This is a genomic window from Acidimicrobiia bacterium (assembly GCA_036396535.1).
In the GTDB taxonomy this organism is placed as follows: domain Bacteria; phylum Actinomycetota; class Acidimicrobiia; order Spongiisociales; family UBA5794; genus DASWKR01.
The window spans coordinates 115551-126761 of the sequence record DASWKR010000017.1; the positions used below are offsets into that span (position 1 = coordinate 115551).

Sequence of the window (11211 nt, forward strand, 5' to 3'; positions counted from 1 at the left end):
GTGGCCTGCCCGGCGGATCGTCCGTCCTCGCCGACCCTCAGGACCGTTTATCTTGGAATCGCCCGGCACGGAGGAACGCCATGCGCTTCAGAACCAAGCAGATCCACGCAGGCGTCGAGCCCGATCCAACGACCGGCGCCATTCTGACGCCGATCCACCAGTCCACCACATTCGTGCAGCCTTCGGTCGACCAGTACCTCGCCACGGGATACTCGTACTCGCGTTCCGGCAACCCCACCGTGCGCGCCCTCGAGGAGAAGCTCACCGCCCTCGAAGAGGCCGCCGACACCGCAGCATTCGCCACAGGCATGGCAGCGACGAACGCCGTCTTCATGGCGATGCTCAACTCCGGTGACCACGTGGTCGTTTCGGACGTCGTATACGGAGGGACGTACCGGCTGGCGACCCAGGTGTACACCCGCTTCGGCGTGGAGTTCTCGTTCGTCGACACCTCGGACCCGGAGAACGTCGCGGCAGCCGTGTCCGGTTCGACCAGGCTCATCTTCACGGAGACACCGGCCAACCCGACTCTCAAGCTCACGGACATCAGAGCCGTGTCGGAGGTCGCCGCCGAGAACGGGATCCCGCACTGCGTCGACAACACGTTCCTGACGCCGTACTACCAGCGCCCGATCGAGCTCGGCGCAGACCTGGTCGTCCACTCGACGACGAAGTACATCGACGGGCACAACGCCACCGTCGGAGGCGCCGTCGTATCGAACACGCCGGAGCTCGCCGAGCGGATCAAGTTCGTGCAGAACACCTCCGGGACCACGATGTCTCCGCAGGTCGCCTGGCTCACGATGCAGGGCGCCAAGACGCTCTCGGAGCGCATGGACAGGCAGTCGGCGAACGCCCTCGAGATCGCCGGCTACCTCGAGTCGCACCCCAAAGTCGTCCGCGTCGCCTACCCGGGCCTCGAGTCGTTCCCGCAGCACGATCTTGCCAAGCGGCAAGCGTCAGGGTTCGGCGCCATGGCCTGGTTCGAGGTCGTGGGCGGCCTCGAAGCCGGTAAGCGTGTGATGGACGCCGTCAGGCTGTGGGCGCTCGCCGAGAACCTGGGATCCGTCGAATCGCTGATCACCCACCCGGTCACGATGACCCACGCCTCGATCTCGCCCGAGGACCGCCGGCGGGTGGGCATCACGGACGGCCTCATCCGGCTCTCGGTCGGGCTCGAGGATGTCGAAGACCTCATCGAGGACTTGGCTGCCGCCCTCGACGCCGCCTGAGGCCCATCACGGCACGGTCAGAGACGCCGTTGCGAAGATGACGTGGAAGGGCGCGCAGTAGATCACGACGCTCCCCGCCTGGGACACGTCGAAGTCGGCCGGGATCTCGTAGTTCTGGTCACCCTTGTTCCCCTTGAGGCCTCCCAGGTCGAGGTAGCCCGTCGCCATCACGTCGTCGGTACTGGTGGGCTCGGCGACGGAGGTGAGGATCACGTGCAGGTCGGGCCCGTTCGTCACGTCGAGACCCTCGAACCGAAGGACGCGTGATCCGTCCTCGAGCTCGTAGATCGTCGCCGACCCTGAGCCGCTATGGCCGGGCTCGCCGTCGACGAACGTCCCGGCGCGCAGCGCGATCGACCCAGCCGGTGACGTCGTCGTGGCCGGCGCCTCGGTCGACGACGTCGTCTCGCCCGGTTGCTCGTCAGCCGCCGAGGTCGAGGTGGAGCCGGCCGTCGAGGTCGAGGTGGTCGGCGTCCCGTCGGTTGCCTGCCCGACGAGAGGGGCGGCCTGCGGGAACTCCTCGATCACGGTCTTGTCGATGAAGAGCGGAGATCCCAGGTACCAGGCGACCGCCAGGACGGGTATCGCCAGGATCAGCGCGGTGATGACGAACCACCGCCGCTTGTAGATGGGCCTGTTCAAAGCGGTCTCCCTCGTCGTTCGGGGTGGCAACGTAGAGCATCTCATGCGCCATTTCCCAGGTGGGGTGAACGTTTCGTGAACACGGGCCGGCAATCCCGGGGCGCCAATCCATTTAGCCTGCTTTCGATGGACATTCGGGAGAGCATCGTCGAGGCGATCGGGTGGACCCCGATCGTGAGGCTCGGAAGGCTCCACCCGCCGGGCAATCTCGTCGCCAAGATCGAGTGGATGAACCCCGGCGGGTCTGTCAAGGACAGGATCGGCATGCCGATGATCGAGCGCGCCGAGCGAGAGGGCCGGCTCGGCCCTGGGGGCACGATCGTCGAACCGACGAGTGGCAACACCGGCGTCGGGCTCGCCATGGCCGCCGCTATCAAGGGGTACCGGCTCATCGCAGTGATGGGCGACAAGCAGTCGCAGGAGAAGCAGGACCTGCTGCGCGCCTACGGTGCCGAGGTCGTGGTCTGCCCGACGGACGTCCCTCCCGAGGACCCGGACAGCTACTACGCCGTCGCCGAGCGCCTCAGTCGGGAGATCCCGGGGGCATATCGGCCAGATCAGTACTCCAACCCGGCGAACCCGATGGCGCACGCAGAGACGACCGGCCCGGAGATCTGGGCACAGACGGACGGGCGGGTGGGCGCCGTCGTCGTCGGCGTAGGGACGGGCGGGACGATCTCCGGCGCCGGGAGATACCTCAAGTCTCGGAAGCCCGACGTTCTCGTCGTCGGCGTCGACCCGGAAGGCTCGATCTACACGGCGGACGGCGACGTCGCCGGTTACCTCATCGAGGGGGTCGGTGAAGACTTCTGGCCGGAGACGTTCGACAGGTCGATCGTCGACCGCTGGGAGACGGTGGCGGATCGGGAGGCGTTCGCGACGGCGAGGCGCCTCGCTCGAGTCGAGGGGATGCTCGTCGGCGGCTCCTGTGGGATGGCGGTTGCAGGAGCCCTCAGGGTGGCCCGCGATCTGCCTGAGGAGCTCGTCGTCGTCCTACTCCCCGACTCGGGCCGCAACTACATCAGCCGCATCTTCAACGACGAGTGGATCCGAGATCACGGCATGGATGGCGACGTGGGATGATGGCTCGATGACCACCGACCTGAGCATCCTGGCCCGTGCATGCTGGGCCCTCGACGCTCGCCGATGGCTGCTCACCGCGGCCCAGGTGGCTGCTGCCTTGCTGTTCGTGCTCGGCTGCCTCCTCTTCTACCGGCCGCACTTCTACGTGCACGGCGTCTCGCTGTTCCTCGGAGGAAGCCTGCTGATCCTGACGGCAGCACTCGGAGAGGCGTTGCTGCGCCACGGCCCCTCGCGCTAGCCCGATCATCGCCGGAAAGGTCCTCACCCCAGGAGGATCACCACCGCGAAGCCGAGCACGATGAGGTTGCCTGCCACGATTGCCGTCCTCTGTGCCGGCGGGGGGAGGCGTTGCCCGGCGAAGGCGCCGACGCCGGCGATGAACGTCTGCCACGACAACGACGCGGCGCCTGCACCCGCCACGAACAGGGCGCCCTCGACGGCGGTCATGGAGGTGGCAACACCGAGACCGACGATGAAGGCCGCGAAGTAGATCACCGTCTGCGGGTTGATCAGCGTCAGCCCGACGAACTTCCGGTACGTTGCGAGCGGCCGATCGGCGTCGGCTGCGTGGGGCAGCGTGCTCGGGAACGCCACCCTGCCACGGCGCAGGCCGAGGATGGCGATGCCGACCAGCACGAAGGCGCTCACGAAGCGGAGTGGGTCCTCGAAAGACTCGATCGCCGACGCCAACCCGACTCCGCCGGCGACGGCGGCCCCCGAATACAGGAAGTCGGCGGTGGCGGCGCCCGCCCCCGCAGCCATGGCCGGGCGGAACCCGCCGCGGATGCCCGTCTCGATGATGAGCACCGCGATGGCGCCCACCGGGATGGCGATTCCGAACCCGGCGCCGATGCCGATGAGCAGTGCGTCCATGGGCGGAATCTAGAGAGGCCCGAAACCGCCCCGTGGCGGCCCAGGAGCAGCCACAGCCTGCTCACCCCCACCCCTTGGTGGGGCCCCACCCTGGGTGGGGTGGGCGTCCGTTTGCGCTATCATCGCCGGGTGAAATCGGAGCACAAGCGCGACGCGTTGAACCGCCTCAAGACCGTGCGGGGGCACGTCGAGGCCGTCATCCGGATGGTGGAAGCCGAGGAGTACTGCCCCGACATCATGAAGCAGGTGTCGGCCGTGCAGGGATCGCTCGAGAAGGTGAACCGCCTCCTCCTGCAGAACCATGTGGAGACGTGCGTGCTCGAGGCGGTCGCGGAGGGTCGCTCCGAGCAGATCGTCGACGAGTTGATGGCGACGCTCCGGTTCACGCCAGCCATAACAGGTCCGGAGGAGGGACTATGACGACGTTGACACTGAGCGTCCCCGACATCTCGTGCGGTCACTGCAAGACCGCCATCGAGGGGGCGGTCTCCGAGGTTGCGGGAGTGGAGCAGGTCGAGGTGACGATCGAGTCGAAGACGGTCGACGTCGTGCTCGATCCGGCGACTCCACGCCACGCGATCGTGACCGCCATCGAATCGCAGGGTTACGAGGTGGCGCCCTCGTAGGCGAAACCATGTCCCAAGCCACCACCGAGCGAACGATCGCCTTCGACGTCGAAGGTATGACGTGCGCCAGCTGTGCCATCAGGATCGAGCGCGTACTCGGAAGACAAGAAGGCGTGGCGAGCGCCGTCGTCAACTTCGCAGGGCAGGAAGCCCGGGCGACCGTGTCTCCGACCGTGAGCGTCGCCGTTCTGCAGGATGCGGTCGAGAAGATCGGCTACAAGGTCACGCCGATGGAGCCCGGCCATGAACGGTCGACGCCCGTGGAGCGCTACGCCGCCGAGGAGCGGGCGCAGCTGCGCAACGTTGCCCTCTCGGCACTGTTCGCCCTGCCTCTCATGGCGATCTCGATGCTCGGGCCGGAGACCACGGGGGCGAGGCTCGTCCAAGCCGCCCTTGCCGTGCCCGTGGTGTTCGTCTTCGGATCGCAGTTCCACCGCGGCGCCTGGCGACGCCTCGTCAACCGGGGCGCCAACATGGACACGCTCATCTCCCTCGGATCCTTGGCGGCTTTCACATACTCGGTGTGGGCACTCTTGTCCGGGGAGCACGTCTTCTTCGAGACGGCAGGGATGATCGTGACGTTGATCCTGCTGGGACGCTTCTTCGAGGCTCGATCCAAGGGCAGGGCTTCGCAGGCAGTCGTCAAGCTCATGGAGCTGGGGGCTCGCGAGGCGAGGGTCATACGCGGGGGCGTCGAGGTGACGGTCGATCCACTCGAGCTGAGTCCGGGCGAGGTCGTCGTCGTGCACCCGGGTGAGAAGGTCCCGACGGACGGCACCATCGTCACAGGCCGATCGACCATCGACGAGAGCATGCTCACTGGAGAATCGGTGCCCGTCGACAAGTCCGAAGGGGACGAGGTCTTCGGGGCGACCGTGAACCAGCACGGGAGGATCGAGATCGCGGTCACCCGGGTCGGGCCGAACACGGCGCTCGCTCAGATCGTCCGTCTCGTCGAGGACGCCCAAGCCTCCAAGGCGCCGATCCAACAGCTCGCCGACCGCCTCTCGGGAGTGTTCGTTCCTGCAGTGATCGGCATCGCCACCATCACGTTCCTCGGCTGGCTCGTTGGAACCGGCGACGTACCGACCGCGATCCGCAACGGGGTGGCCGTGCTCATCATCGCCTGCCCGTGTGCTCTCGGGTTGGCGACTCCGACAGCGATCATGGTGGGCTCGGGCAGAGGCGCCGAGCTCGGCGTCCTCTTCAAAGGAGCGGACGCCTTCGAGCGTGCCAAGGCGATCGACACCGTCGTCTTCGACAAGACGGGAACGCTCACCCGCGGCCTCATGAGCGTCACGGACGTGATATCTCCCGACGAGCGCACGTTTCTCCACCTCGTCGGGTCCATCGAGGCTGCCAGCGGCCACCCGATCGGGTCTGCGGTCGCCCTGGCCGCCGACGAACGGCACATCGAGCTCGCCATCCCGGAGGCCGTCGAGGCGGTTGCGGGTAACGGCGTGGTGGGCGTCGTGAACGGCACCGAAGTGACGGCCGGCAAGTCCAAGCTCCTCGCAGACAGAGGGCTCCTCGTCCCCGCGGGGCTCGCAGACGCCGCCGCTCGCCTCGAGCGAGAGGGCAAGACCGCCTTCCTGGCGGGATGGGACGGCGAGGCTCGTGGCGCCTTCGGCCTGGCAGACGCGATCCGCCCGAGCTCGGCCGCCACCGTCGGCGCGCTCCATGCGTCCGGGATCACAACCGCCATGGTGACGGGCGACAACAGGCGGACGGCAGAAGCGATCGCTGCCGAAGTCGGCATCGAGATCGTGCTCGCCGAGGTGTTGCCCGAGGAGAAGGCATCCGAGGTCGCCCGGCTCCAGGGTGCCGGGGCCACGCCGGCGTTCGTCGGCGACGGGATCAACGACGCCCCCGCCCTCACGGCCGCCAGCCTCGGGATCGCCATCGGCACCGGAACGGACATCGCCATAGAGGCCGCCGACGTCGTCCTCATGTCCGGGGACCCCAGGCTGGTCGTCACTGCCCTCGACCTGGCCAAGCGGACGTTCCGCACGATCGAGCAGAACCTATTCTGGGCCTTCTTCTACAACGTCGCCGCGATTCCCCTCGCATCGGCCGGCCTCCTCGATCCGATGATCGCCGCCGGCGCCATGGCCTTCTCGAGTGTTTCCGTCGTCACCAACTCGTTGCGACTTCGCCGGTTCGGAGCCTGATCCCCGGCGCACCTCCATCGATGGCATGTCACGGGAGCAGCCCGTCATGTGCGTCGGGACCCGCGTTAGCCTTCACGCCATGGACGCCATCCGCCGCTTCCACAAGCCGAGCCTGCGGCGGCCCCGAGCCCTCATCGCCTTCGAGGGCTGGAACGACGCGTGTGACGCCGCCTCGGGAGCGGCGACCTTCGCGCTCGGCCACTACGGCGTCGAGGAGCCGTTCGCGGTGATCGAGCCCGACGAGTTCTTCGACTTCCAGGCCCACCGGCCGCGGGTCAGCATCGGGTCGGGCGGGACGAGGCAGCTGGCATGGCCGACGACGAAGTTCTACGCCGTTCCCGTGCCGGATGACGCCAGGGACTTGGTGGTCGTGATCGGTGAGGAGCCGAGCTATCGCTGGAAGACGTTCAGCCGCCATATCACACGCGTCCTCTCGGAGACCGGTGTCGAGGAGGCGGTCCTGCTGGGAGCTTTCATAGGCGAGGTGGCGCACACGCTGCCGGTGCCGATCATCGGCGTCGCCACCGATCCGTCGCGGGTCTACGACTTCGGCCTCATGACGTCCACGTACGAGGGCCCGACGGGGATCGTCGGTGTGCTCCAGGAGGCGTGCCGCGAGGAGGGCATGCCGGCAATGTCGCTGTGGGCGGCGACGCCCCACTATCTGGCGGCCAATCCGAACCCGAAGGCGGCCCTCGCCCTCACGAAGATGGCTGCCAAGGTGCTCCGGCTTCCGCTCGACACGACAGAGCTCGAGACCGTCTCCGCCGAGTTCGACGAGCGGATCGCCGAGGCGCTCGCCGAATCCGACGAGCTCGCCGACTACGTGGCGGGACTGGAAGACGACGACGAGGTGATCGAGGACGAAGACCTCGACCCGGACCTCAGCGACGACCTCGTCACCGAGATCGAGGACTACCTACGCGACCAAGGCTGACGCCGAGCCGTGAGCTGCGCCGGCGTGGAGGCAGGGCGCGCCACCGCGCCGCCCTATCACAGCGCCGCCAGGAGGCGGTCGACGTCTTCGTCGGTGTTGTAGAGGTGTGGTGAGATCCTCACCGAGTCGCCGCGCACGCTCACGAAGATGCCCCGATCCCCCAGCTCGGCGGCCAACCCGTCCGGTGCTCCACCCGGCATGCGCAGTCCGATGATGTGGGGGGCGGCCGTTTCCGCGTCCGGGACGGTGAAACCTCGCCTGCGTGCAACTTCTGCGATCCGGCTCGTCAGCTTCCCGATGCCCGAGGCGATCGCCTCCAGTCCCCACTCCTGGACCTGCTGGATGCCTGCCGCCAGCATCGGGATCGCCACGAAGTTCCCGAACTCGCCCATGTCGTACCTCCGGGCACCGTCCCGGTAGCCGTCCCGGTACAGAGCGAGGCTGGCGAAGTCCTCGGCCTTCTCGCGCGTCATCCAGCCGTGTTCGATGGGTGTGCCTTGGCGCCTGTGCGGCGCAGCCCAGAGATAGCCGGACGTGTACGGCCCGAGCAGCCATTTGTACCCGACCGTGACCACGAAGTCCGGCTGCACCACCGAGACATCGAACGGCACCACCCCTATCCCTTGGGAACCGTCGACGACGAGAGCCGCACCGACAGAGCGCGCCGCCTCGCCGATGGCGGCGACGTCGAGGCGCGATCCGTCCGTCCAATGGCACAGCGGAACCGCCACGACGGCAGTCGAGCGGTCGACCCGGTCGAGCACGGCTGCCGTCCACCCTCCAACGCCGGGTCTGGCGACCGTTCTCATCTCCCCGCCGTCGCGGGTGACGGACTCGCGCCACGGATAGAAGTTCGAAGGGAACTGCTCCTCGACGACGACGACGCTGCGGCCGCGGCCGACGGGAAGGTTGGCGGCGGCGACCGAGGCCCCATAGCTGACACCCGGGGTCAACGCCACGCCGTCTGCGTCTCCGCCGATGATCGACGCGAAGAGGGAGCGCAGGTTCTCAGCAGGAGCGAAGAAGTCCTCCGCACCGATCTGCCACGGCGATTCCTTCCTGGCGACTCCCTCGATCCCGGCGCGAGTGACGGCACGAAGTTGCGGCGCCATGTATGCGCAGTTGAGGTATGCGACGTCCTCCGGAATCTCGAAGAGATCACGCACTCGGGAGATCCTGATCAGCGCTTCCGCTTGTGACGATTCGCCTTGATGCGCTTGCGGTACTTGTGCTTGCTCATCTTCTTGCGGCGCTTCTTGATCAACGAGCCCATGTAGTTGAGACCTCGAACGAGTCGGGAACGGTGAAGGTCGCCGAAATCGCCTGCAAAGGGCGGCAGCGGCTCGGATAGCTTCGCGGAGTTCGCCTTGCTACGCAAGCTGCGATGCGGCCGGGTCGCGGCGGGCACCACGTAACATCGGTGGCCTCATGCGACCTGTCATCGGCATCTCGACGCGCCCACGCATCATCGAAACGTCTGGCGGCATGCTCGGTGCGGACACCGTGCAACACACCTACCGCATGTCGGTCGCCAGGGCGGGCGGTCTCCCGGTGCTCCTCGCTCCCGTGGCAGAGGCCGACGTCCCCGAGGTGCTGGCGAGGGTCGACGGGCTCGTCCTGACAGGAGGCGGTGACGTCGATCCGGCCCGGTACGGCGGCGTCCGCGACGACACCATGCACGACTTGAGCGACGAGCGTGACGCCTTCGAGATCGCCCTCGTGAGGGAGGCCGCCCGGCAGCGCATCCCGCTGCTGGCGATCTGCCGCGGCCTCCAGGTGGTGAACGTCGCCCTCGGAGGGACACTCATCGGCGACATCCCAACTGCGATCGGCTCGACCGACCACTCGGTGAACGGTGAGGCCGTCAAGGCGGGCCACCAGCACGTGTCTGTCGACGTTTCCTGTGGGTTGGCGACGCTCATCGGCACGGACGCCATGGTCAACTCGATCCATCATCAGGCAGTCGAGCAGGTCGGCGACGGGCTACGCGTCGTCGCCCGCGCCGACGACGGGATCATCGAAGCGCTCGAGTCCAAGGACGCCGACTGGCCACTCATCGCAGTGCAGTGGCACCCCGAGTACCTCTCGGATGCAGGTGATCCAGCCGCACACGCGCTGTTCGAGGCGCTGGTGACCGCGGCGCGGCACGCCGCAGTCTGAGGTGTCACAGGACGCCTTCGCCCGCCGGCGTCACCCGCTCGACCTTGCCCGCTCCATCGAGGACGGCCTCCAAGGCGGCGGTCACCGAGGGCGCCTCGGCGGGCGTCGTGAGGACCAGCGCCGAGGGTCCGGCGCCGCTCCACGCGGCGTGGCGAGCCCCGGACGCCTTCGCACACTCGATCAGCTCTCCGGTGATCGGGCTCAGATGGGCCCGCGGCGCCTCGTGCAACTCGTCACCGGCGGCCAGAGCGAGCGCCTCGGGGTCACCGGTGCGCAGCCCCTCCACCAGGAACCCGAGCCGACCGAGGCTCCGGCTCACCATCGCCCTGTCGATCGATTCAGGCAGCACCGCCCTCGCCCGCCTGGTAGAGAGCTCCGAGTCCGGGATGGCGACCACGATCGTGAAACCGTCCCACAGCTCGAGGCGCCGCCACGCGCCGGGTCGGGTGAGTACCAGGCCGCCGAAAGCAGCCGCGGCGGCATTGTCCGAGTGGCCCTCCAGCTGTGTGACCCGATCGAACACATGACCCACGTCGGGTCGTTCCCCGCTCACCCTCAGGGCGGCCGTCATCGCCGCAGCGGCGACCGCCGAGCTCGAGCCGAGCCCCCTCGACCTCGGGATGGCGTTGTCGATCACGAGACGCATCGGGCCGGGCGCCACCGCGGAGACGGCACGCACGACCAGGTCGGCGGAGCCGGGATGGCTGGTCACCCCGTCCTGTTCGATCTCCCACCGGTCGAACTCCTCGGCCGCCACCATGCACCGCACTTCGAGAGCGAGCCCGATGCAGTCGAATCCTGGCCCCAGGTTCCCGGACGAAGCGGGCGCGCTGGCGGTGGCACTCATGACGGATTACCTGTCACGGTGCGGGGTCCGACGAGGCGACGCACGTCCCGGCCGCTCGCAGCCCGAATCCGCCCGACGTCGGCATTGCGGGCGCTGCCTCGAGCTGGCCGAACCGGGTAGCTGTCCCGACGGCGAGTGAGCGAGAGGACGATGAGCTTGCGCGACTCGGTCGCCACGGGCGCAGAGGGTAGTGCCGGGCGACACGAGGGCGGGATCGATGGCGCGGTGGACGTGCGACAGGCCGGCTCCACTTCGTGAGCCGTCACCACCTCACCTCGCTGCACCCCGTGTGCGTCTCGGGCTCGACCTGCAGCGTGGCGTGGGCGATGCCGTGGTTCGCCTCGAGCATCGCCCTCGCCCGGTCGAGGACCGCATGCGGGTCGGTCTCCTCGGTGGTCATGAGATGGGCGGTTGCGATGTCCATCTCCGACGTGAGCGACCACACGTGGAGGTCGTGGACGTCGACGACGCCGGGGATCTCGGCCAACTGGTCCCCGATCATCGTGACGTCGACCCGTCGCGGCGCCGCCTCGACGAGGATGGCGATCGCCCTCCGGCCGATCCGCACGGCACGCGGGACGACGTAGAGCCCGACGGCGGCACCGAGGACCGGGTCGACGATCCACCAGTCGGTGAGCGT

General features: G+C 68.0%; 13 protein-coding genes and 1 pseudogene. 8 read left to right on the plus strand and 6 right to left on the minus strand.

Annotation, left to right across the window (positions count from 1 at the left end):
- The first annotated feature begins 80 nt into the window (after positions 1 to 80).
- Positions 81 to 1232 (plus strand): PLP-dependent aspartate aminotransferase family protein, encoded by a 1152-nt coding sequence (locus tag VGC47_02990; protein ID HEX9854258.1) that lies wholly within the window; start codon positions 81 to 83, stop codon positions 1230 to 1232.
- A 6-nt stretch (positions 1233 to 1238) separates the two neighbouring features.
- Here VGC47_02990 and VGC47_02995 read toward each other — a convergent pair whose 3' ends face one another.
- A complete protein-coding gene (locus VGC47_02995; GenBank protein HEX9854259.1) occupies positions 1239 to 1874 on the minus strand; it encodes a DM13 domain-containing protein in 636 nt (211 codons plus the stop codon).
- 126 nt (positions 1875 to 2000) lie between these two features.
- Between VGC47_02995 and VGC47_03000 the strand changes: the two are divergent.
- Positions 2001 to 2936, plus strand: a pseudogene (locus tag VGC47_03000) (pyridoxal-phosphate dependent enzyme).
- Positions 2937 to 2964: 28 nt separating this feature from the next.
- Positions 2965 to 3195: a YrhK family protein gene (locus VGC47_03005; protein HEX9854260.1), complete on the plus strand. Its 231-nt coding sequence runs from the start codon at positions 2965 to 2967 to the stop codon at positions 3193 to 3195.
- Between the two features lie 23 nt (positions 3196 to 3218).
- Here the strand turns inward: VGC47_03005 and VGC47_03010 are convergent, their stop codons facing one another.
- Positions 3219 to 3830, minus strand: coding sequence for a LysE family transporter (locus VGC47_03010; protein ID HEX9854261.1), 612 nt, complete (start codon positions 3828 to 3830; stop codon positions 3219 to 3221).
- Between the two features lie 129 nt (positions 3831 to 3959).
- Here VGC47_03010 and VGC47_03015 point away from each other — a divergent pair, with 129 nt between their 5' ends.
- The 4 genes from VGC47_03015 (at position 3960) to VGC47_03030 (ending at position 7564) form a co-directional block, all read left to right on the plus strand.
- Complete coding sequence (locus VGC47_03015; GenBank protein ID HEX9854262.1) at positions 3960 to 4250, plus strand: metal-sensitive transcriptional regulator; 291 nt, start codon at positions 3960 to 3962, stop codon at positions 4248 to 4250.
- Positions 4247 to 4456, plus strand: coding sequence for a cation transporter (locus VGC47_03020; GenBank protein HEX9854263.1), 210 nt, complete (start codon positions 4247 to 4249; stop codon positions 4454 to 4456). The genes VGC47_03015 and VGC47_03020 overlap by 4 nt, the downstream gene beginning before the upstream one ends.
- A gap of 8 nt (positions 4457 to 4464) precedes the next feature.
- Positions 4465 to 6627, plus strand: a complete 2163-nt coding sequence (locus tag VGC47_03025) for a heavy metal translocating P-type ATPase (GenBank protein HEX9854264.1) — start codon at positions 4465 to 4467, stop codon at positions 6625 to 6627.
- A 79-nt stretch (positions 6628 to 6706) separates the two neighbouring features.
- On the plus strand, positions 6707 to 7564 hold the full coding sequence (locus VGC47_03030; GenBank protein ID HEX9854265.1) for a PAC2 family protein: 858 nt from the start codon (positions 6707 to 6709) through the stop codon (positions 7562 to 7564).
- A 56-nt stretch (positions 7565 to 7620) separates the two neighbouring features.
- Here the strand turns inward: VGC47_03030 and VGC47_03035 are convergent, their stop codons facing one another.
- Both VGC47_03035 and VGC47_03040 read right to left on the minus strand, forming a co-directional pair.
- Positions 7621 to 8730, minus strand: a complete 1110-nt coding sequence (locus tag VGC47_03035) for an aminotransferase class V-fold PLP-dependent enzyme (GenBank protein HEX9854266.1) — start codon at positions 8728 to 8730, stop codon at positions 7621 to 7623.
- A 14-nt stretch (positions 8731 to 8744) separates the two neighbouring features.
- The gene (locus tag VGC47_03040; protein HEX9854267.1) at positions 8745 to 8837 is read right to left on the minus strand and encodes an aurora kinase A-interacting protein; all 93 of its coding nucleotides are present in this window, start codon (positions 8835 to 8837) and stop codon (positions 8745 to 8747) included.
- Positions 8838 to 8992: 155 nt separating this feature from the next.
- Here VGC47_03040 and VGC47_03045 point away from each other — a divergent pair, with 155 nt between their 5' ends.
- Positions 8993 to 9724: a gamma-glutamyl-gamma-aminobutyrate hydrolase family protein gene (locus tag VGC47_03045; GenBank protein ID HEX9854268.1), complete on the plus strand. Its 732-nt coding sequence runs from the start codon at positions 8993 to 8995 to the stop codon at positions 9722 to 9724.
- 4 nt (positions 9725 to 9728) lie between these two features.
- On the opposite strand, the gene VGC47_03050 is transcribed toward VGC47_03045, so the two are convergent.
- Both VGC47_03050 and VGC47_03055 read right to left on the minus strand, forming a co-directional pair.
- The gene (locus VGC47_03050) at positions 9729 to 10571 is read right to left on the minus strand and encodes a homoserine kinase (protein ID HEX9854269.1); all 843 of its coding nucleotides are present in this window, start codon (positions 10569 to 10571) and stop codon (positions 9729 to 9731) included.
- A gap of 262 nt (positions 10572 to 10833) precedes the next feature.
- Positions 10834 to 11211: cation diffusion facilitator family transporter (locus tag VGC47_03055; GenBank protein HEX9854270.1), on the minus strand; the 378-nt coding region annotated here is incomplete at its 5' end.